The organism is Microbacterium sp. Z10_103, from assembly GCF_058310455.1.
Genome location: NZ_JBZEGK010000002.1, coordinates 100,827 through 120,390 on the forward strand (window position 1 = coordinate 100,827; position 19,564 = coordinate 120,390).

Genomic DNA, 19,564 nt, shown 5'->3' on the forward strand with positions numbered 1-19,564 from the left:
CTTCCCGCCGTGCGGGTGTCCCCCGGGCCGCGCGCAGCGTCAGGGCAGGTAGATGTCGGTGTTGTCGACGAACCGGTGGCCTCCGACCGTGGCGGCGATCAGTACCGTCGCACGTCCGGCATGGCCTTCGTCCACCGGCTGGAAGGAGTCGGGGTCGACGACGCTGAGGTAGTCCAGGTGCACGCGGGAATCACCCATGAGCGTGGCCTGGGCCGCGGCGATGCAGGCATCCACTCCGCGATCGGCGTTGGATGCCGCCGCATCCAGCGCCTCCGTCAGCCGTGCGGCTGCTCGGCGGTCGTCGTCGTCCAGCAGACCGACGCGACTGGAGATGGGGAGGCCGTCGTCGGCGCGGACGGTCGGTACCGTGGCCACGTCGATGTCGAACCGCAGGTCGCGGATCATGCGCCGCACGAGGAAGACCCGCTGCAGGTCCCGTTCGCCGTACATCGCGACGTCGGGGCGGACGAGGTGGAACAGTAGCGCCTCGACGGTGAGCAGTCCGTCGAAGTAGAACGGGCGCGATCGGCCCTCGTAGCGGAGCCCCAGGTCGCCGGCGCTGATCCTGGTGGTCGCCAGGCCCGCGGGCAACAACTCCGCGGCGGTCGGGGCGAAGACCACGTCGACGCCGAGCGATTCCAGAAGCGCCACGTCCTCCCGGGGGCTGCGCGGATAGGCGGCCGCGTCTTCGGACGTGCGAAAACGCAAAGGGTTCACGAACGTCGACACGACCACGATGTCCGCGCGCTCTCGCGCGAGTCGAACGAGGTCGATGTGCCCGTCGTGAAGCGCGCCCAGGGTGGACAGGAGGGCGACGGTCGGCGAAGACCCGTCGGGGCGGGCTGCTGCTCTGGCCTCGGCCAGTCGGGTGCGCAGCCCGTCGGTGGTGCTGATCATCCGTCGAGCGTAGCCGCCGGCGGGAGCCCCTCCGGACCGGCCGGTGCCCCCTCGGCGAGTGCTTGATCGACCGTGGAGCGGACGAGCGCGGAAAGGTACCCGCCCGGGTTGTCGATTCCTACGCCCGAGAGCAGGCCCGAGGCCTGGCGGACGATGGAGCGGGAGAACTGGGTCGCGGTCGCGATCGCTTCGGCGTACGCCGGCCTGTCGGCTTCGGCGATCACGACCGGCTCGCAGCCGAGTTCGACGGCGAGCGCCTGCGCGATCGGCAGCACCGGAGCGGGGGCGGTCACCGCGGCGTAGCTCTCCGTGAGCTGGCGCAGGTCGATGGATGTCCCGGTGAAGGAGATCGCCGGGTGGATCGCGAGCGGGATCGCCCCCGCACGGAGCGCCGGGGCCAGGACCCCGACGCCGTACCCCGGATCGACGTGCAGCACGAGCTGCCCGATCTGCCAGGCACCGAGCTCCGCCAAGCCCGTGACGAGTCCGGGCAGCTGATCGTGCGGCACCGCGACGACGATCAGCTCCGCACGGCGGACCACCTCCTCGGCGTCCAGGACAGGAACTCCCGGAAGGAGCGCGTCCACGCGGTCGGGATCCGAGCCGACGGTGATCCCCACCACGGCGTGCCCGGCGTTGCGCAGCGCGGCGCCGATCACCGGGCCGACGCGCCCGGCGCCGAGCACGCCGACGCCGAGTCTCCCGTCGCGTGACGGACTCACTGTGCCCACCTGTGGCTGCGGTCACCGGCGGAGGCGGCGACGATCCCCTCGGCGGTCTGCCCGAACACGCGGAGCGCGTCATCACGGTCGAGGACCCCGACGGTGGTGGTGACCTGACCGGGCACGACGTGCGCCGTCAGTTCGGCGAGGCTCAGCGCCCGATCGAGCGGTCCCTGGCCGATGCCGACGCTCTGCATCCGCGCGAGAGGGAAGACGCCCAGCGCCCGCCAGATGTAGCCGCGGCGGAAGAACAGCGCGTCAGGGGTGAGGAGGAATCCGTTGCGGCGCCACGAGAGGGGCCTCAGCAGACGCGCCCGCCGCGGAGTCGTGACGTACGGGTCGTCGGCTCCGGGACCGAGGATCCCCTGTTCGAAGACATGCGCCATCTGCTCCTCGGGCAGAGCCGGCAGCAGCAGCCGGACGACCCGCTCGACGTCGGTACGCGTTCCCACCGGCAACACGCTGGTCAGCTGGTCGGTCGAGGCGTCGGTCATCGCGCGGCCGGAGATGCGGGTCACGGTGATCGACCACCATCCGAACGGGCGCCACAGCAGCGACTGCCGCACCTCGAGCGCGTGGATCCGCCCGGGCGGCAGGATCTCACTCACCGTGGTGAACAGCCCGAAGGTGACCCGCACGCCGCTGGGTGTCGGCGCGATCGAATAGCGCAACGCGCGGACGAACGACCGGACCCAATAGGCGACGTAGCCGATCATCGCGGGGACGAAACCGAAGAGGATCCAGGGGATGCCGGCCACCACGCCGACGATCACGGCCGCGATGGCGGCAAGGAGGCCGAGCGTCGACGCGCTGAGGGCGCGGGATGCGGCGAGCCGGCCCGGCGGGATGTGCACGACCGACTCGACCTCGGTCGCGTCGGTGTCTTCGCCCTCGATGAGGCCCGAGATCCCCGCGCCGACCAGGGTCGCAGCCTGGTGGATGCGTGAACCCGGGGCCGCAGCATCCGCCCGCGCCGTCGCGCCGGCTGCGGCGAGCTGCCGCCCCGAGGCGAGGCGGAGGATGTCGGTCCGGATGGTCTCGGCGTTCGAGGTCGAGAGGTACTCGAGCTTGACGTTCGAGTCCAGCCCCGCGCCGACGACTTCGAGCTTGGCCATGCCGAACAGGCGGGCGACGAGCGGGCGGGTGAGGTTCACCCCCTGCACACGGTCCAGGGGAGCGCGGCGGTGCGTGCGGAAGAGCACGCCGGTGCGCACTTCGACGTCGTCGCCGGTGATCCGGAACGTGTGGAAGCGCCACGACAGCCAGAACACGACCAGTAGCACGACGAGCGTCGCCAGCAGGAGCCCGCCCGCCAGGAGCAGGAGGTTGTTGCGGAGCAGGTAGTCGACGGGGTCGGCGGGCGCGTCGTCGCCGACGGGGAACCCCGGAAGGAACACCTCGATCAGGCGCTCCCGCAGGTTGGCGATCACGATGCCGGCGACCACGAGGAGGAACAGGCCTCCCCGTAGAAGCGGGGTGAGCGGGTGCATGCGGTGCCACTCGCCGTCACTGAGCGGCGAGCGCACCTCCCGGACCGGAGGGGCGGGCGCGGTGGCCTCGCTCACAGGCCCGTCCGACGGGTTTCCGCGACATCCACGAGGGTGTCACGCAGGCGCTCCGCGGCATCCTGGGGGAGTCCGGGGATGGTGACACCCGTCGAGGCGGCGGCAGTCACAAGCTTCAGCTGCGCGATCCCGAAACCGCGATCCAGCGGCCCGTGGGTGATGTCGACCAGCTGCATCCGCCCGTAGGGGACGGCGACCATCCGCTGCCACAGGATGCCGCGGCGGAAGACGAGATCGTCGCGGCGCAGCTGATAACCGTACGAGCGTGCCTGCCGCGGGGTGATCCCGAGGGTCCAGACGGACATGACGGCGATCACCCCGACGGGAATCCACACCCACGTCTGGTTCAGCCACAGCTGGAAGACGAGGGCGACCGCGACCACCAGGAGAAGGAATCCGCCCGTGGAGATCATCCGCACCCACACGTACGCGCGGGCGAGCTGATGCCATACGCCGTCGCCGAGCGGCAGGCGGGCTGCTCCCCGCGGCTCCTGGATGTGCGGGAAGGTCCCCCGGTCGAGGTCGCCCTCGCCGGCATCCTCAGCGGCCGGAGGATTCGAGTCCGGGGGTGTTCCCGGGCTGATCGTCATCGTCGTCCTTCCGGATGGTGCAGAGCTGTTCGGCGACGAGTCCGGCGACCACGAGGACCGCTCCGCACACCGCCGTCCCGATGATCGTGCCCATCGAGCCTACCGACGGCACGACCGGTCGTGTCAGAAGGAAGACCACGAGGCCTAGGCCGAAGCCGCCGACGGCCGCACCGACGATGCTCGACGCCTTCGCGAGCATCGCGATGCGCAGCGCGCGGAACGGGTTGAGCGGAACGACCGCACGCCCGCGGGTGGCCCGGAACACCGGAATCGCCAGGACGATCACGATCGCTCCGAGCAGAAGCAGCAGGATGGGCAGGCTCACCGCGGGCGTGAAGGTGGGCCGGCCGGCGGCGCTGAGGATGTTGTCGAGGAGGAACCCCACTCCCGCGCCGATGACCGCCGCCAGCGCGAGGATGCCGGGGCTCGTGCGCCTCACGATCGGCTCCGAAGCTGGTCGTGCAGCTCGCGCACCGAGCCGGCGCCGGGAAGGTAAGCGTCCGGGTCGACGTCGAGCCACGGGATCAGGACGAAGTCGCGCTCGGCGGCGCGCGGATGCGGCAGCGTCAGGCGGGGGTCGTCCGAGGTGATGTTCCCGTAGGCGACAAGGTCGAGGTCGAGCGTCCGGTCGCCCCACCGCTCGCGGCGCTCGCGGCCGTGTGCGGTCTCGATCTCGTGAAGAGCACGAAGGAGCAGGGAAGGCGCCAGGCGCGTCCGCACCAGGGCGATGGCGTTGAGATACCGCGGAGCATCCTCGTCCTCGCCGGTTTCGGTCACCGCCACGCTCTCCATCGCTCCCGACGCGCGCACCTCGGTGGTGAGCGGCAGTGCCGCCAGCTCCGTCAGGGCGGCACCGAGGGTCTCGGCGCGATCGCCCAGGTTGGAGCCCAGTGCGACGACGGCGACGGTCCCGCCGCCCGCAGAGGCCGAGGACGCACTCATCGCGACTCCGTGGCGAATCCCGCCGGGCGGGTGGCGGAACGCGAGCGGCGGATGGTGACGGAGACATCGCCGAAGGGCACGGCGATGGGCGCGGACGGTTTGTGCACGGTGACGGTCGCGATCTGCACCCGGTCATCGGCGAGGACGACGTCGGCGATGCGCTGCGCCAACCGCTCGAGGAGGTTCACCGGCTCGCCCTGGACAGCGGTGACCACCCGCTCGGCGAGCTCGCCGTAGTGCACGGTGTCGGCGACGTCATCGGATGCCGCAGCGGGGGCCGTCGGGATATGCAACGTCAGGTCGACGACGAACTCCTGACCTTCGCGCCGTTCCTCGGGATATACCCCGTGGTAGCCGAACGCACGCACCCCCGTCAGGGTGATCTCGTCGAGCGGTTCTCCCGTGTTCATGCTGCACCTTCCCACTTCTCCGCCACGCGCAACGCATCCCGGGTGGTGGGTACGTCGTGCACGCGCACGGCCCACGCCCCGGCCTGGGCGGCGAGCACGCTCGTCACGGCGGTGGCGAGGTCGCGTCGATCCACGGATGCGTCGGGCCCGAGCGCGTCGGCGAGAAACCTCTTGCGGCTCGTACCGACGAGGACACGGGGCCCGATGCCCACCAGCTGCGGCAGAGCGCGCAGCGTGTCCCAGTTCTGCTCACCGCGCTTGCCGAACCCGATGCCGGGGTCGACGATCATCCGCGCGGGGGCGATGCCCGCGGCGGCGGCCGCTTCGACCCGGGCGAGCAGCTCCTCCCGCACCTCGCGGGCGATGTCGCGGTAGCTCGCGCCGGCGTACATATCGTCCGAGGGTCCTCGCCAGTGGCCGAGCACGACGTCGACGCCGGTCGGCGCGATGGCGTCGAGAAGCTCCGGGTCGGCGAGGCCACCCGAGACATCGTTCACGATGCGGGCGCCCGCTTCTGCAGCGGCGAGGGCGGTCGAGGCATTCATCGTGTCGATGCTCACGGCCACTCCGGCCGCCGCCAATGCCGCGACGACCGGCACGGCGCGCTCCCGCTCGACCCGAGGATCCACGCGTTCGGCGCCGGGCCGGGTGGACTCTCCGCCGACGTCGATGATCGCCGCCCCCTGGTCGCGCAGCTGGATGCCGCGCGCGACCGCCGTGTCAGGGTCGAGGTAACGGCCGCCGTCGCTGAAGGAGTCCGGCGTGACGTTGACGATGCCCATCACGAGCGTCATGACACCTCCCCGCCCGGTCCCTGAGCGAGCGCCGCAGGCGCCTCCCCGCCCGGTCCCTGAGCGAGCGCCGCAGGCGCATCCCCGCCCGGTCCCTGAGCGAGCGCCGCAGGCGCGAGACGAAGGGCCAGCAAGGCGATGAGCTCCGCCCGCGCCGCCGGCTCGGCCAGCTCGCCGCGGGCGGCGATCGTCACCGTCGACGATTCCGACTGGCGCGGCCCGCGCATCGTGACGCACTCGTGCACGGCGTCGAGGACGACGAGCACTCCCCGCGCGTCGAGCGACGACGCGATGACGTCGGCGATCTGCTCCCCCAGCCGCTCCTGGACCTGTGGACGCGAGGAGAGGATGTCGACGACCTTCGGCAGCGCACTCAGCCCCACGACCTGCTCCCCCGGCAGGTATGCCAGGTGCGCACGCCCGCGGAAGGGCAGCAGGTGATGCTCGCAGATCGAGCGGAACGCGACATCCCGAAGGAGCACAGCCCCCGACGGCACGGTTTCCGGCGCCGGCCCGTGCGTCACCGAGATGGTGTGCGCGAGCGGGCCCGCCGCATCCTCACCCACTCCGGAGAAGAACTCCACGTACGCGTCGGCGACACGGTGTGGCGTCTGCCGCAGGCCGGGGCGATCGGGATCCTCCCCGATCGCCTCCAGCAGCTCGTGGATCAGCGCGGCGACGCGGTCGCGGTCGACGGCCACGGGCTAGGCGGTAGCCGGCCGCGCCTGTCCGCTCGGGCGGCGGCGCGGAGCCTTCTCGGCCTTCGGCTCCGCCTCGACCGAGGCGGCGACCCCGGCAGGCTGCTCGCGACGGGGCACGTCCACCGGCGGGAGCGCCGAAACGGGCCGGTCGCTGCTGGACAGCCACTGCGGGCGCGGAGGCAGACGCTTGATGTCGCTGAAGATCTCGGCCAGCTCGATGTGGTCGAGCGTCTCCTTCTCCAGGAGCTCGAGCGCGAGGCGGTCGAGGATGTCGCGGTTGGCGTTGAGCACCTCGTACGCCTCGTTGTGCGCCTGCTCGATCAGCGCGCGCACCTGGCCGTCGATACGCTCGGCGACGCGCTCGCTGAAGTCGCGGCCGTGGCCCATGTCGCGGCCCATGAAGACCTCGCCCGAGGACGACCCGAGCTTGACCGGTCCGACGTCGGTGGTCATCCCGTATTCGGTCACCATCTTGCGGGCGATGCCGGTCGCCTTCTCGATGTCGTTGGATGCGCCGGTGGTCGGGTCGTGGAAGACGATCTCCTCCGCGACCCGGCCGCCCATCGCGTAGGCGAGCTGGTCCTGCAGCTCGTTCCGGGTGACGGAGTACTTGTCGTCCAGGGGCAGCACCATCGTGTAGCCGAGCGCCTTGCCGCGGGGAAGAATCGTGACCTTCGTGACCGGGTCGGTGTGGTTCATCGCCGCCGCGGTGAGGGCGTGGCCGCCCTCGTGGTACGCGGTGATGAGCTTTTCCTTGTCCTTCATCACGCGGGTGCGCCGCTGCGGGCCGGCGAGCACGCGGTCGATCGCCTCATCCAGGGCGCGGTTGTCGATCAGCTGCGCGTTCGAGCGCGCCGTCAACAGAGCCGCCTCGTTCAGCACGTTCGCGAGATCGGCACCGGTGAACCCCGGCGTCTTGCGGGCGACGACCTCGAGGTCGACACTGTCGGCCAGCGGCTTGCCGCGGCCGTGCACTTCGAGGATCTTCTTGCGACCCTGCAGGTCCGGAGCATCCACCCCGATCTGCCGGTCGAAGCGGCCGGGGCGCAGCAGCGCCGGGTCGAGGATGTCGGGCCGGTTGGTCGCGGCGATGACGATGACGTTGACCTTCGGGTCGAACCCGTCCATCTCCACGAGCATCTGGTTCAGCGTCTGCTCGCGCTCATCGTGCCCGCCCCCCATGCCGGCACCGCGGTGACGGCCGACAGCGTCGATCTCGTCGATGAAGATGATCGCCGGGGCATTCTCCTTGGCCTGGTTGAACAGGTCACGCACGCGGCTGGCGCCGACGCCGACGAACATCTCGACGAAGTCCGAACCGGAGATGGCGTAGAACGGCACACCGGCCTCGCCGGCGACGGCGCGCGCGAGGAGGGTCTTACCGGTTCCGGGAGGGCCGTACAGCAGCACGCCCTTCGGGATGCGGGCGCCGACGTTCTGGAACTTGACCGGGTCTTTCAGGAAGTCCTTGATCTCCTGGAGTTCCTCGATCGCCTCTTCCGCACCGGCCACATCCTGGAACGTGACGGTGGGGCTCTCCTTGCTGACGAGCTTCGCGCGGGACTTGCCGAACTGCATGACGCGGCTTCCGCCGCCCTGGGCGCTGGAGAGCATGAACCAGAACAGCAGGCCGAGTAGCAGGAGCGGCAGGAGGAGCGAGATGAACCCGTCGAACCAGGTGGCGCGCGGCACCAGGTCGTTGAACCCGTCGGTCGGCTCGGCGGCGTCGATAGCGCGCACGACCTCGTCGGCGCGGGCGGTGACGTAGTAGAACTGCACGTCCGTAGCGTCTTCGAACGGCTCGGACAGGACCATGTCGACGCGCTGGTCGCCGTCGGTGTTCGTCACCTCGGTGACGGTGTCGCCACGGAGGAGCTCGAGGCCCTGCTGCGTGGTGATCTGCCGGGCACCGTTGAGGTTGGTGATCAGCGAGAACCCGACGATCAGGAAAATCCCGATCAGCACCACATAGAGGATCGGGTTGCGCGTCAGCTTCTTGAAGTTCATGGTTGGGGCGGCGCCCATGACCCTTCCATCTGGGGATCCGCCGATGAGGCGGTGGCTTCAGGGTATCGCGGCCTCTCTATGCCGGGCCTGTGCATTCGCCCACGGCGTACGCGGGCCGAGCGCACCTGACCCGCACCCGGTCGCTGAGCGAGCGCAGCGAGACGAAGCGCCCGGGCAGAAGCGTCAGCTGTAGACGTGGGGGGCCAGGACCGCGACATCCCGCAGGTTGCGGTAGCGCTCGGCGTAGTCCAGGCCATAGCCGATGACGAACTCATTCGGGATGTCGAACCCGACGTACCGGCAGTCGACGTGCACCTTCATCGCGTCGGGCTTCCGCAGCAGCGCCAGAACCTCGACCGATTCCGCGCCGCGCGAGGCGAAGTTCTCCAGCAGCCAGCTCAGCGTCAGCCCGGAGTCGATGATGTCCTCGACGATCAGCACGTGCCGGCCGTGCAGGTCGGTGTCGAGGTCTTTGCGGATCTGGACGACACCGCTCGAGCGCGTCCCCGTGCCGTAGGAAGAGACCGCCATCCAGTCCATCTCGATGTGCCCGGGAAGCTGCCGGGCGAAGTCGGCCATCACCATGACCGCGCCCTTGAGAACGCCGACGAGGAGAAGGTTCTTGCCCTCGTAATCGGCTGCAACCTGCGTCGCGAGCTCCGTCAGCTTCTCTTGGATCTGCTCCTCGGTGAGCAGGATGTCGGTGATGTCATCGGGAATGTCGGCCGCGCGCATGGTTCGATCCTAGGTGGATGCTCCTGGGAGCCCACCGGCGGTGAACTGGATGCGCCCGCCCACCCGGCGGGCGCGGCATCCCGGCAGGTCGATGGGCCCCTGGCCCTTCCACTCGGTCGCCAACCGGGCCACTTCCCGCGTCTGAGCGCGGGTGAGACTCTGACCGAACTCGCTCGTCACGACGTGGCGGATGATGCGGTGTCGGAGCGCGGCCGGATTGGCGGCGAGCGCGGGGGCGGAGACGGAGATGCCGGCTTCGGCGTGCTCGACGATGTCTTCGATCACCTCGTCGATCATCTCGGCGAAGGCGTCGGCGTCCTCGCGGAGCTGCTCGGCCGTGCGGGCGAGCGCTTCAGCCACGCCGGGGCCGAGCTCCTCCTCGAGGACGGGAAGCACCCGCTCCCGCACGCGGACCCGCGCGAAGCGACGGTCGGCGTTGTGCGGGTCATCCCATGGCTCGAGTCGCTCGGCGGCGCACGCCGCACGCGTGGTCTCGCGCCGCACGCTCAGCAGCGGACGGAGGAGCGCGACGCCGTCGAGGTCTGCGACCGCGGCCATCCCCTGGAGGCTTGCCGCGCCGGAGCCGCGGGCCAGGCCCAGCAGCACGGTCTCGGCCTGGTCGTCGAGGGTGTGACCGACGAGCACGGCGGTGGCGCGGTGTGCGCGGGCCGCGTCGGCTAGGGCGCGGTAGCGGGCCGCGCGGGCCGCGGCCTCGGGTCCCCCCGCCCCGTCCACCGTCACGTCGACGACATGCGCCTCGAGGCCGATGCCGCGCGCCGCCTCCGCCGCTCGCGCCGCCACCTCGGCCGACCCGGGCTGCAGCCGATGATCGATGACGATCGCGACAGGTCGGAGGCCGATCTTGGGGGCCTCGAACGCGGTGGCCGCGGCAAGGGCGAGCGAGTCCGCACCTCCCGACAACGCAACCACCACGACCGGGGCGCCGTCTGCGGGAAGCGGCTCGAGCGCTGCGCGGACGGCGCGACGCACCTCAGCGACGGCGGGGGCGAGGGCGGGTCGGCGGTCCACGGCCCCACGCTACCGGCGCCGCGCGTGCGCACTACTCCTCAAAGGCCGCCGTTCCGGGCCGCAACCGCGGCCTCCCGGCGCAGTTGCGAGGAGTTGTGCTCGACGAGACGACGCCGACGAGGCGGCAGCCGGAGCACAACTCCTCAAGCACCGCACGCCAACCCGCCCCACCTCCCGGAACCGGCGGGGTCCTTGAGGAGTTGTGCTCCGCGCATGGCTGGGAGCCGCCCCGCATTAGGCTGGTGCGCGGCACTTCTGCTGGCCGAGCGTCGGCGAACGAAGTCTCCCCACCATCGAAGGAGCACACGCATGGGCGCGTACGACGCCGTCATCGAGATCCCACGCGGCAGCCGCGTGAAGTATGAGGTCGACCACGGCACCGGCCGGGTCTTCCTCGACCGCATCCTCTACACGGTCTTCGGCTACCCGGCGAACTACGGGTTCTTCGAGAATACGCTCGGCGAAGACGGCGACCCGCTCGACGTCCTGGTGCTCCTGGACCGCGACCTGTACCCCGGCATCCTCGCGAAGGTGCGCCCCGTCGGCGTGCTGAAGATGAGCGACGAGGCAGGCGGTGACGACAAGGTGGTCGCCGTGCTGTCCAAGGACCCGCGGTGGGACCACATCCAGGATGTCGGCGACATCGACGAGTGGACGAAGAAGGAGATCGCGCACTTCTTCGAGCACTACAAGGACCTCGAGCCCAACAAGTGGGTCAAGGTCGACGACTGGGCGGATGCGGCGGAAGCCGAACGGCTCGTCGGCGAGGCGTTCACGCGCTTCGAGGAGCACGAGGGCGAGACCCGCACGCAGGGTGCCGGCGAGGCCCCGAACTCGCTCTGACGGAGCAGGCATGCAAGAAGCCCGGTCGCAAGCGACCGGGCTTCTTCGCGTCAGGTGAGGATCAGACCCACACGCCGCGGTCGCGCAGGAACGTGGCGGGGTTGATCGTGCCGCCTCCGGAGTACACCTCGAAGTGGAGGTGGCAACCGAAGACGTTACCCGTGAGTCCCACAACGCCGACCAGCTGACCGGCGCCGACCCGCTGTCCGTAGGACACGCGGAGGCTGCTGTTGTGGGCGTAACCGGTGGAGATGCCGCCGCCATGGTCGATCCGGACGAAGTTGCCGTAGCCGCCGTTCCAGCCCGCATAGGTCACGGTCCCAGCCGCAGCGGCGTAGTTGCCGGCACCGCAACCCGCGCCGAAGTCGAGCCCCAGGTGGTACCCGGTGGAGCAATACGACGGGGTGCACTGCACCGATCGCGGCCCGTACCACGAGCTCACGCCGGCACTGGAGGGACGAGTCCAACCGGAGGAGACCACGCCACCGCCACCGCCGCCACCACCGCCGCCGCCACCGCCACCGCCACCGCCGCCGCCGCCGCCGCCGCCGTTGTTCGCGGCTTGCTCGCGTTCCCGGCGCTCCCGCTCCTCGCGCGCACGGCGCTCCGCTTCTTCGCGAGCCTTCCGCTCCCGCTCCTCGCGGGCCTTACGTTCTGCTTCGACGCCGGCCTGGTAGTCGGCGACCGTCTTCGCCGTGGCGTCTTTGAGTGCGGCCAGCTGCGCCTCGAGCGTCACCTGGTTCGCTTGCTGCTCGGCGAGCGCCGCCTCAGCGGCGGCAGCCGCTTGCTGAGCGGCGACCATCTTCTCCTCGGCGATCTTCTGCAGCCGGTCGCGCTCGACACGCATGACCTCGGCCTGGTCGCTGAGGCTCTGCGCGCTGTCGCGGGCTGTGACCGCCTGTGCGTAGACCGACTGGTTGCGCTCGATGAGCTTGTCCATCGTGCCCAGGCGCGAGAGGAGGTCGTCGGCGGATGCGGCGGAGCCGGCGAAGAACAGGTCGAGCGAGGCGTCATCCCCGCCGCTCCGATAAAGCTGAGCGGCGACGCGACCGGCTTTGTTCGCCGCATCTGCGGCCTTGGCGGCCTGCGCGTCGGCCTGTGCCTGCAGCTGATCCGCCTCGTACGCCGCTTCCAGGTAGGCCTGCTGCGCCTCGTAATACTCGTTCGAGCGCGCGACGACCTCCGCCTGCGTGCGCTGCACTTCCGCATTGAGAGCCTGGATCAGGCCCTGGATGCGGGTGACCTCGGCGGCTTTCGCACCCTCATTGGCGCGAGCGCGCTCGACGTCTGCCCACGATGGGTACCCGGCGATGCCGAAGGCGCCCGGGAGACCGGGGCCGGCCGTAGCGCCGAAGAGGCCGAGGCCGACGGCACCCAGAGCGCCGAGGGTCAGGGCACCCCGCCGATCGACGTTGGGCCACAGCATCCGTCGCTCGCGGGGGCTGGGTGCGCAGTCGCACTCCTCGGTGTCGAGGCGATCGAGCCGGTCGAGAGTCACGACGGCACCTTCCCTCTCCGATGGCAACTCGGACCACAGTAGCAACATGAGTAACAATCGCAACAGGTCCGCGTCGCAGGGGTCGCGACATCCATGCTTACCCGGGCGGGACCGAATCCCCGGTTGGACTCGCCCCCGATTGGCGGATCAGTGGGGGATTGCGTATGCTTGGGCGTCGGCAAGTGAGCGCTGAGCCCGCGTGGCGAAGGGGTTCATTTCGGCCCCATCGTTTAGCGGCCTAGGACGCCGCCCTTTCACGGCGGTAGCACGGGTTCGAATCCCGTTGGGGTCACGGTTTCGCCGATACAACTGAATAAGCATGGCCCTGTAGCGCAGTTGGTTAGCGTGCCGCCCTGTCACGGCGGAGGTCGCGGGTTCAAGTCCCGTCAGGGTCGCTCCACAGCGACGGGCCCTTTGATTTCAGAGGGCCTTTCGTCTCGGACACGGCTTTTCGGAGCCGTGCGGCTCTGTAGCTCAGTTGGTAGAGCGCACGACTGAAAATCGTGAGGTCACGGGATCGACGCCCGTCGGAGCCACTGAAACCCTCGTGCGGCTTCTACGCGCGGGGGTTTCTTCACTTGCCCTGGTGGGATCGGCAGGCAAGCCCTCGCGGGCGAGTCGGGTGCTGTCGACGAAATCTTCGCCGGAATCCAGGCAGAGACTCGTCGCAGCGGACGGCGCACAGAGGTCAGCTCCCGCCTCTTGCCGCGGTTCGATCTTCGGCTTCGACCCCCGGGATGTGGGCGCGAAGAACTGGCGGGGCCTCCGTCTGCGCGAATTGCGTGGAGCCCCCGGATTCGACTTCCCGATCCTCGAGCTGATCCATAGCGCTGGACGTGCGCCTGAGCGATAACCTCGAGCCTTCCGGGTGCGTGGAGGCCGCACGATTGGTAGTGTCTCGGCCGTGACGACGTCCCCCGCAGTTGACCAAGATCCGGTGGTGAAGCGACCCCGCCGCATCAGCCGCGGGTCGGTTCTGCTTCTCGGAGTCGTCGCGATCCCCTTCGCTCTCAACGCCGCGCTGAACAGCTACGGGCCACTTACCACGGACACCGCCCTCCGGATGGCATTCGCCACCGTGGCAGGACAGACCATCGCCATCCTGAGCGCGATCACCGCCGTTGTCCTCACCGTCCGGCGCCGGTACACGTGGACGGCGCACGTGGGGATCGCGCTTGTCGCCCTGGTGATCATCACCTGGGCCATCGGCGGCATGGCGTCCGCCGGCGACCTCCTGATCGCGCGCCTGGAGCACATCGCAGAAGTCAACGAACTCAATCGGTAGCTTCTCCGGTAAAACCTCACGCGATCTTCTCGCCGCTCACGCAACCGCCCGCATCCAAGCGGAGCGGTGTGGGGGTGGCGATGGGGCTTCACATCAGTGCAGCGAATCTCTCGGTGCGTTCCACCGATCCGATGATGATGAGAGTGTCGCCCTCGGCAACCACAGAGGCGGCACCCGCTGCCTGCCATTCGCCGTCCCCTCCCTTGATCTTCACGACGGTGACGCCGTGCCGGCGACGGACGGCAGATTCCTCGAGTGAGCGGCCCACCATCTCCCGGGGCGCGATCGTCTTCGCGACGACGAGGTCGCGGTCGAATTCCACATAGTCGAGCATCGAGCCGCGCACGAGGTGGGCCACCCGGCGACCCATGTCGGCTTCCGGGTAGATCACGTGCTCGATGCCGAGCTGCTCGAGAATGAGGCCATGTTGCTCACTGATGGCCTTGGCCCAGATCGAGCGCACGCCCATACGCATGAGGAGTGACGCAGTGAGGATGCTGGCCTGGATGTCCGAGCCGATGCCGACAACGACCCGGTCGAAGTCGGCGACCCCGAGCTGATCGAGCGCGACCTGCCGCGTCGAGTCCGCGCGGACCACGTGGGTGAGGATGCCGTTGAGCGACTGCACGGTGTCTTCGTCCGCGTCAACGCCGAGGACCTCGGTGCCCGAGCGGGCGAGCTCGGTCGCGAGCGACCCGCCGAAGCGCCCGAGGCCGATGACGACAACCGAGTTGGCGGAGCCGTCGCGCCGGCGGCGGGCCCAGAAGTGGGTGGGGTTATCCAATGATCGGACGCTCCTTTGGCAGTTCGTACTGACGCTTCTGGGTGGACAACGCGAGCGCGGACCCGAGCGCCACGGGGCCGAGCCGGCCGATGAACATCAGGAGGATGAGGATCCCCTGTGCGGCAGGCGGGAGGCTCGCGGTGATGCCCGTGGAGAGTCCGACAGTAGCGAATGCGGAGATCACCTCGAAGACGACACGGTCGAGGCTGAAGGGGCTCATCAGCATGATCGCGAGCGTCGAGGCGACGACCAGGGCGACCGAGAGGAGCGCAACGGTGAGGGCCTCGCGATGGGTGGAGCGCGGGAGGCGTTTCCCGAACATGTTCACGGCCGTGTCCCCGCGCACCTCGGCGACGATGATGAAGAACAAGACCGCGAACGTCGTGATCTTGAGTCCGCCCGCCGTGCCGGCTGGGCCACCGCCGATGAACATCAGGATGTCGGTGACAAACCAGCTCTCCTCGTGCATCTGCGAGACGTCGATGGAGTTGAAGCCGGCCGTGCGCGGCATGACCGATGCGGTGAAACCCGCGAGAATTCGCCCCGCGGGATCCAGTGCGCCGAGCGTCGCCGGGTTCGACCACTCGAGAATGGTCAGCACGACGGCACCAAAGAGGAGCAGGACGAGCGTTCCGACCACCACCGTGATCGTGTTGAGGGTCCAGCGCCGCGGGATGACGAGCCGCTTGCGCAGCTCCATGATGACGGGGAACCCGAGTCCGCCGATGATGACCGCCGCGCAGATCGGGAGGCAGATCCACGGGTCCGCGACGAAGCTCATGAGGTTGTCGCTGAAGAGCGCGAAGCCCGCGTTGTTGAAGGCCGACACGGCATGGAACGTCCCGAGCCACACCGCCCGGCCGAGGTCCTCGCCGTAGCCGATCCACCACCGCAGCATGAGGAGGAAGGCCACGACCGCCTCGACGCTCAGCGTGATGAGCGCGACGCCCGTGAGCACGCGACGTACATCGCCGACCGCCACTGTGTGCGTTTCGCTCACGGCTGTGAGTCGGGTGCGCAGACCGAGGCGACGGGCGACGAGGAGGCCGAGCAGCGTCGCCAGCGACATGACGCCGAAGCCGCCGATCTGGATGAGAGCCAGGATGACGACGTGACCGAACGGCGACCAGAAAACGGGCGTGTCGACCACGATGTGGCCCGTGACACAGAGAGCGCTCGTCGCGGTGAAGAGCGCCTCGATGAACGTCGCCGGACGTGACTCGACGGACGCGGGGAGCATGAGGAATGCCGTGCCGATGGCGAGGACCCCGCCGAAGGCGATCGCGATCGCCTGGGCCGGTTGTACGCGGGAAAGCACCCCCAGGGCACGAGGAACGGCCATGCACCTTCCTCAGTTGTCGCCGCGGGCGCGCGATGGGCCCACTGTCACGTAGCGCTGAACGAGCACCAGCTTGCCAGACGCGCCGGCATGCGAACCAATGGCGCCCGCATCAGAACCGAGCGGAGAACCCGCCGTCGGCGTGAAGGAGTTGACCGCTGATCCACCGCCCCTCGGCCGAAAGCAGGAACGAGGTCACCCCGGCGATGTCCTTCGGTGTTCCCGCTCGGCCCAGCGGGAAGTGCCCCGCGAGGCGTTCGCGCGTGTCATCGTTCATCCAGCCGGTGTCGACCGGACCAGGGTTGACGACGTTGGCGGAGATGCCCTGCGGCCCGAGCTCGCGCGCTGCGGAGATCACGATCCGATCGAGCGCGCCCTTGGAGGCTCCGTAGGGAAGGTTGCCGGTCGTGTGGTCGCTCGTGAACGCCACGACGGCTCCGCCCGTGGCATCCACCTGCCGCGCGAACGCGGCGATGAGCAGCAGGGATGCGCGCGCATTGACCGCCACGTGCTGATCGAAGCTGTCGGCTGTCGTGTCCAGGATGCTGGACTCGACGTCGTGCGCATGGCTGAGGACGAGGCCCGACAGGATGCCGCGTTCGCGACTGATCCGTTCGATGAGAGCCGTGGGCTCCGTGGCGCTCGCGAGGTCGCAGGGGTAATCCCCGGTGCTGAGGTCGCTGGTGACCACTTCCCACCCGTCTGCGGCAAGGCGGGGGACGATGGCGGCCGCGATGCTGTTGGCTCGCGCGGCTCCGGTGACCAGTGCGAGGGGCATGCCCCGAGGTTAACCGAACTGGTTGCCGGATGCCGAGCCGGCCCAGGGTGACCGTTGATCGCTGGCCGGCCGCCCGGCGATGAACGCCGGCGGGGCCGCCCGGAGGGCCTCAGCTGATCCTGGCTGCGGCGCCCAGGTCCTCAATAAGGGCCTTCTCGTCCGCGTCGGACAGCGAGGTCTGCACGACCTGGCCGTTGTACGGGGCCAGGGCGGTGGCGAACTTATCGGCCGTGAGCTTCACCGCGTACATCACGATCGCCGATTTGCCGGCCGTGACGGTGGACTGCACACGGTTGCGGAACTCCGCATCCAGCCCTGTCTTGTCCAAGCCGGCGAACAGGGCCCCGAGCAACCCGCCGAAGACGAGTCCCGCGAAGGGGATGAAGAAGAGAATGCCGATCAGTGCACCGAACAGCGCTCCCCCTGCCGCGCCGACCCCGATCTTGCCCGCAGACCCGGGGTACTCCACACGGGTCTTACCTTCCCCGTCGACCTTGACCAACGCCAACCCCGCGAGCTCGACGATGAGGTCGTTCTGGAGCTCCTGCACCTTGTTGTAGGCGGCCTCGGCATCGGTCTCCGAGTCGAACGCGATCACAATCAAATCAGCCACGACACACCCCGTTCGTCTCGGCCTACCCAGGCGCTGATGCGCTCGCGCGGGACCGGGTTGAGCGGCGCGTTGGTTCACGCGCCGCCAGGGCCCGACAGTAACCCCCGGCCTTGCGGTCTACAACCGTCCTTTCGATACTCGGGACCAACGACCCATGGCGGTCCGGGGGGCGCCCCCGGTGGTCACGAAAGGAGCGTCGCCAGGGCCGACAGGTCGTCGACGTCGAGGTCGAAGTGGTCGTCCGCCGACGGTCGCTCGGCGCCGGGGCGCGCGACGTAGGCGGTGCGGAATCCGTGGCCCGCGGCGGCTCGCAGGTCCCACGGATGTGCGGCGACGAAGAGCGTCCGCGCCGGATCGATGCCGAGCGTGTCGATCGCGTATCGGTAGGCGGCCGGCGCGGGCTTGAAGGTCTGCACGGCGCCCGCGGACAACGCGATGTCCCAGCTGATCGCGTTGGCGTTGGACAGCCGCGCGAGCGAGTCGAGGTCGGCGTTGCTCACGCCGGCGACGAGTCGACCCCGCCGGAGGGTCGCCGTCGCGTCAGCCACATCGGGCCACGCCCGGTACTCCCGATCTACGGACAACGCCTGCGCCGCGGTCGCGGATGACGGGCGCCCGCCCATGCTCACGATCGCTTCGCGTGCGGAGTCGGCGACGAGTCGGCGGTGGGGCTGCCACGCGGCCTCGCCGGCGATGACGGCGGTCATCCGTGCAGCGAGGAGCTCCGCCCAACGTCGGTGAAGGTCCGCTGGCCCGCCGAGACCGGCCTCGGCGGCCATTCGCTCGGCGACGCTCCGCCACGTCGCATCCTCGTCGACGAGCGTCCCGATCACGTCGAAGACGAGCGCGTCCACCCGGTCGGGAACGAACGGCGGTCTCTCCATGTCGTCCACTAAAACAGAAGCGCTTCCCCAGGGCGAGGAATCGGATGAGGCGACGTGGTCGACCCGACACGCTTGACCCGACACGGCTGACCCGACCCATTGAACACCGCGCCCAAGCGTTAAGTATTTATGTACATTCGGTGCCTTGCGTTGCTAGGGTGTGTGGTCAACGGGCAGTCGGGAGCTTCGCATGTCTACTGCAGAAAACATCGGCGAGCGCATCCGCCGGATTCGCCAATCGCGCGGAGTCAGCCTGCGGAAAGTCGCCTCGGAACTCGGCGTCTCCCCGAGTCTCATCTCCCAGGTGGAGACCGGGAAGAGCCGGCCATCGGTAGCGACGCTGTACTCGCTCGCGGGCTTCTTCGGCGTCTCTGCCGACGAGCTGCTGGGCATCGCCGGTCAAGACCGAGCAGCCGCCGAGCCGGCGTTCCCCGCGTACCGGGCCGCGACCCCGGAGGTACAGCGCGGCGCCGACAACCCGTCGATCGAGATGGAGGACGGCGTTCGGTGGGAGCGTTTGGCCAGCAGCCCTGACGGGCGTGCGGACGCGCTCCTCGTCACGTATGAGGCGGGCGCGTCGAGCTCCGCGGCCGGGAAGCTCACGCGACACTCCGGCTTCGAGCACGCCTACATCCTCGAGGGCGAGCTGACGCTCCAACTCGAGTTCGACGAGTACGTCCTGGGCCCGGGGGATTCGCTGCAGTTCGAATCCGCCCGTCCGCACCTCTACACCAACCGCGGCTCGTCCCCCGCCCGCGGCGTGTGGTTCGTCATGGGGCGCCGCAGCGCCAGCATGGATGCTGAGCCCGGTGCCGAAGCCGTCCGCCGGGGGCGCCCGATGACGGCCAACGCGCTGGATGTGCTGCGACGGTTCGACCACATGGACTGACACCCGCGGCAGCGGCTCACGTATACGGGTGTTCAATATCCGTTGACATATTGAACGCTCACTGTCACGCTTTGGTTAACACCGGCGCGCGGAAACCCGACCGTCTCTCGCACCCACCGACACAGGAGTCCCCATGGCAGCCACCCCTCTTCGTCCTGAGATCGTTTCGATCGTGGAGCAGCTTGATGAGTTGCGTCCGACTTTGATCGCGAGTGGGCGGGAGGCGGATGCGGAGCGTCGTATCTCGCCGGAGGTGTTTGAT

At 69.4% G+C, this 19,564-nt stretch carries 20 protein-coding genes, 3 tRNA genes and 1 pseudogene; 6 read left to right on the top strand and 18 right to left on the bottom strand.

From position 1 onward, the window contains the following. Window positions 1–39: 39 nt before the first annotated feature. The 12 genes and pseudogenes from panC to tilS form a co-directional block, all read right to left on the bottom strand. Complete coding sequence (gene panC, locus AC4FS2_RS17240) at window positions 40–897, bottom strand: pantoate--beta-alanine ligase (protein ID WP_491154892.1); 858 nt, start codon at window positions 895–897, stop codon at window positions 40–42. Next, the gene (locus AC4FS2_RS17245; RefSeq protein ID WP_491154894.1) at window positions 894–1,619 is read right to left on the bottom strand and encodes a Rossmann-like and DUF2520 domain-containing protein; all 726 of its coding nucleotides are present in this window, start codon (window positions 1,617–1,619) and stop codon (window positions 894–896) included. The genes panC and AC4FS2_RS17245 overlap by 4 nt, the downstream gene beginning before the upstream one ends. Next, window positions 1,616–3,184 (bottom strand): PH domain-containing protein, encoded by a 1,569-nt coding sequence (locus AC4FS2_RS17250; protein WP_491154896.1) that lies wholly within the window; start codon window positions 3,182–3,184, stop codon window positions 1,616–1,618. Before AC4FS2_RS17250 ends, AC4FS2_RS17245 begins: the two co-directional genes overlap by 4 nt. Then, window positions 3,181–3,774 carry a PH domain-containing protein gene (locus AC4FS2_RS17255; RefSeq protein WP_491154898.1) on the bottom strand — a complete coding sequence of 198 codons (594 nt, stop codon included), beginning with the start codon at window positions 3,772–3,774 and terminating at the stop codon, window positions 3,181–3,183. Before AC4FS2_RS17255 ends, AC4FS2_RS17250 begins: the two co-directional genes overlap by 4 nt. After that, entirely contained in the window at window positions 3,725–4,213 is a 489-nt protein-coding gene (locus tag AC4FS2_RS17260) for a DUF3180 domain-containing protein (RefSeq protein WP_491154900.1), read from the bottom strand. Before AC4FS2_RS17260 ends, AC4FS2_RS17255 begins: the two co-directional genes overlap by 50 nt. Further along, complete coding sequence (folK, locus tag AC4FS2_RS17265; RefSeq protein WP_491154902.1) at window positions 4,210–4,716, bottom strand: 2-amino-4-hydroxy-6-hydroxymethyldihydropteridine diphosphokinase; 507 nt, start codon at window positions 4,714–4,716, stop codon at window positions 4,210–4,212. The genes AC4FS2_RS17260 and folK overlap by 4 nt, the downstream gene beginning before the upstream one ends. After that, window positions 4,713–5,126, bottom strand: coding sequence for a dihydroneopterin aldolase (folB, locus tag AC4FS2_RS17270; RefSeq protein ID WP_491154904.1), 414 nt, complete (start codon window positions 5,124–5,126; stop codon window positions 4,713–4,715). Before folB ends, folK begins: the two co-directional genes overlap by 4 nt. After that, entirely contained in the window at window positions 5,123–5,920 is a 798-nt protein-coding gene (folP, locus tag AC4FS2_RS17275; RefSeq protein WP_491154905.1) for a dihydropteroate synthase, read from the bottom strand. Before folP ends, folB begins: the two co-directional genes overlap by 4 nt. A 125-nt stretch (window positions 5,921–6,045) precedes the next feature. Beyond that, window positions 6,046–6,618: pseudogene (folE, locus tag AC4FS2_RS17280) on the bottom strand (GTP cyclohydrolase I); the annotation flags it as partial. 3 nt (window positions 6,619–6,621) lie between these two features. Beyond that, on the bottom strand, window positions 6,622–8,625 hold the full coding sequence (gene ftsH / locus AC4FS2_RS17285) for an ATP-dependent zinc metalloprotease FtsH (RefSeq protein ID WP_491155705.1): 2,004 nt from the start codon (window positions 8,623–8,625) through the stop codon (window positions 6,622–6,624). A 183-nt stretch (window positions 8,626–8,808) separates the two neighbouring features. Beyond that, window positions 8,809–9,360, bottom strand: a complete 552-nt coding sequence (gene hpt / locus AC4FS2_RS17290) for a hypoxanthine phosphoribosyltransferase (RefSeq protein WP_491154907.1) — start codon at window positions 9,358–9,360, stop codon at window positions 8,809–8,811. A 9-nt stretch (window positions 9,361–9,369) separates the two neighbouring features. After that, window positions 9,370–10,389 (bottom strand): tRNA lysidine(34) synthetase TilS, encoded by a 1,020-nt coding sequence (gene tilS / locus AC4FS2_RS17295; protein ID WP_491154910.1) that lies wholly within the window; start codon window positions 10,387–10,389, stop codon window positions 9,370–9,372. 309 nt (window positions 10,390–10,698) lie between these two features. On the opposite strand from tilS, the gene AC4FS2_RS17300 reads away from it, so the two are divergent. Next, the gene (locus AC4FS2_RS17300; protein WP_491154912.1) at window positions 10,699–11,232 is read left to right on the top strand and encodes an inorganic diphosphatase; all 534 of its coding nucleotides are present in this window, start codon (window positions 10,699–10,701) and stop codon (window positions 11,230–11,232) included. Window positions 11,233–11,293: 61 nt separating this feature from the next. On the opposite strand, the gene AC4FS2_RS17305 is transcribed toward AC4FS2_RS17300, so the two are convergent. Next, window positions 11,294–12,730, bottom strand: coding sequence for a peptidoglycan DD-metalloendopeptidase family protein (locus AC4FS2_RS17305; RefSeq protein WP_491154914.1), 1,437 nt, complete (start codon window positions 12,728–12,730; stop codon window positions 11,294–11,296). A gap of 219 nt (window positions 12,731–12,949) precedes the next feature. Between AC4FS2_RS17305 and AC4FS2_RS17310 the strand changes: the two genes are divergently transcribed. The 4 genes from AC4FS2_RS17310 (at window position 12,950) to AC4FS2_RS17325 (ending at window position 14,015) form a co-directional block, all read left to right on the top strand. Continuing rightward, window positions 12,950–13,022, top strand: a tRNA-Glu gene (locus AC4FS2_RS17310). A gap of 29 nt (window positions 13,023–13,051) precedes the next feature. After that, window positions 13,052–13,125: transfer RNA gene (locus AC4FS2_RS17315), tRNA-Asp, on the top strand. 68 nt (window positions 13,126–13,193) lie between these two features. After that, window positions 13,194–13,266 (top strand) — tRNA-Phe (locus AC4FS2_RS17320). A 404-nt stretch (window positions 13,267–13,670) separates the two neighbouring features. Beyond that, window positions 13,671–14,015: a hypothetical protein gene (locus tag AC4FS2_RS17325; protein ID WP_491154916.1), complete on the top strand. Its 345-nt coding sequence runs from the start codon at window positions 13,671–13,673 to the stop codon at window positions 14,013–14,015. Window positions 14,016–14,103: 88 nt separating this feature from the next. Here AC4FS2_RS17325 and AC4FS2_RS17330 read toward each other — a convergent pair whose 3' ends face one another. The 5 genes from AC4FS2_RS17330 to AC4FS2_RS17350 all read right to left on the bottom strand — a co-directional run bounded on the left by AC4FS2_RS17330 (window position 14,104) and on the right by AC4FS2_RS17350 (window position 18,413). Then, a complete protein-coding gene (locus AC4FS2_RS17330) occupies window positions 14,104–14,799 on the bottom strand; it encodes a potassium channel family protein (RefSeq protein WP_491154918.1) in 696 nt (231 codons plus the stop codon). Continuing rightward, entirely contained in the window at window positions 14,792–16,141 is a 1,350-nt protein-coding gene (locus AC4FS2_RS17335; RefSeq protein WP_491154920.1) for a TrkH family potassium uptake protein, read from the bottom strand. The genes AC4FS2_RS17330 and AC4FS2_RS17335 overlap by 8 nt, the downstream gene beginning before the upstream one ends. A 109-nt stretch (window positions 16,142–16,250) precedes the next feature. Continuing rightward, entirely contained in the window at window positions 16,251–16,916 is a 666-nt protein-coding gene (locus tag AC4FS2_RS17340; RefSeq protein ID WP_491154922.1) for an SDR family oxidoreductase, read from the bottom strand. A 109-nt stretch (window positions 16,917–17,025) separates the two neighbouring features. Continuing rightward, entirely contained in the window at window positions 17,026–17,529 is a 504-nt protein-coding gene (locus AC4FS2_RS17345) for a DUF1269 domain-containing protein (RefSeq protein ID WP_491154924.1), read from the bottom strand. Between the two features lie 182 nt (window positions 17,530–17,711). Further along, window positions 17,712–18,413 carry a haloacid dehalogenase type II gene (locus AC4FS2_RS17350; RefSeq protein ID WP_491154925.1) on the bottom strand — a complete coding sequence of 234 codons (702 nt, stop codon included), beginning with the start codon at window positions 18,411–18,413 and terminating at the stop codon, window positions 17,712–17,714. A gap of 190 nt (window positions 18,414–18,603) precedes the next feature. Here AC4FS2_RS17350 and AC4FS2_RS17355 point away from each other — a divergent pair, with 190 nt between their 5' ends. Continuing rightward, window positions 18,604–19,302 carry a helix-turn-helix domain-containing protein gene (locus AC4FS2_RS17355; protein ID WP_491154926.1) on the top strand — a complete coding sequence of 233 codons (699 nt, stop codon included), beginning with the start codon at window positions 18,604–18,606 and terminating at the stop codon, window positions 19,300–19,302. Window positions 19,303–19,564 lie beyond the last annotated feature (262 nt).

Bases quoted from the DNA above. Each gene is read 5' to 3' on its own strand.
- ftsH (WP_491155705.1), bottom strand. From the start codon at position 8,625: ATGAACTTCAAGAAGCTGACGCGCAACCCGATCCTCTATGTGGTGCTG.
- AC4FS2_RS17355 (WP_491154926.1), top strand. From the start codon at position 18,604: ATGTCTACTGCAGAAAACATCGGCGAGCGCATCCGCCGGATTCGCCAA.
- hpt (WP_491154907.1), bottom strand. From the start codon at position 9,360: ATGCGCGCGGCCGACATTCCCGATGACATCACCGACATCCTGCTCACC.
- folP (WP_491154905.1), bottom strand. From the start codon at position 5,920: ATGACGCTCGTGATGGGCATCGTCAACGTCACGCCGGACTCCTTCAGC.
- AC4FS2_RS17335 (WP_491154920.1), bottom strand. From the start codon at position 16,141: ATGGCCGTTCCTCGTGCCCTGGGGGTGCTTTCCCGCGTACAACCGGCC.
- AC4FS2_RS17255 (WP_491154898.1), bottom strand. From the start codon at position 3,774: ATGACGATCAGCCCGGGAACACCCCCGGACTCGAATCCTCCGGCCGCT.
- folB (WP_491154904.1), bottom strand. From the start codon at position 5,126: ATGAACACGGGAGAACCGCTCGACGAGATCACCCTGACGGGGGTGCGT.
- AC4FS2_RS17300 (WP_491154912.1), top strand. From the start codon at position 10,699: ATGGGCGCGTACGACGCCGTCATCGAGATCCCACGCGGCAGCCGCGTG.
- folK (WP_491154902.1), bottom strand. From the start codon at position 4,716: ATGAGTGCGTCCTCGGCCTCTGCGGGCGGCGGGACCGTCGCCGTCGTC.
- AC4FS2_RS17340 (WP_491154922.1), bottom strand. From the start codon at position 16,916: ATGCCCCTCGCACTGGTCACCGGAGCCGCGCGAGCCAACAGCATCGCG.
- AC4FS2_RS17350 (WP_491154925.1), bottom strand. From the start codon at position 18,413: ATGGAGAGACCGCCGTTCGTTCCCGACCGGGTGGACGCGCTCGTCTTC.
- panC (WP_491154892.1), bottom strand. From the start codon at position 897: ATGATCAGCACCACCGACGGGCTGCGCACCCGACTGGCCGAGGCCAGA.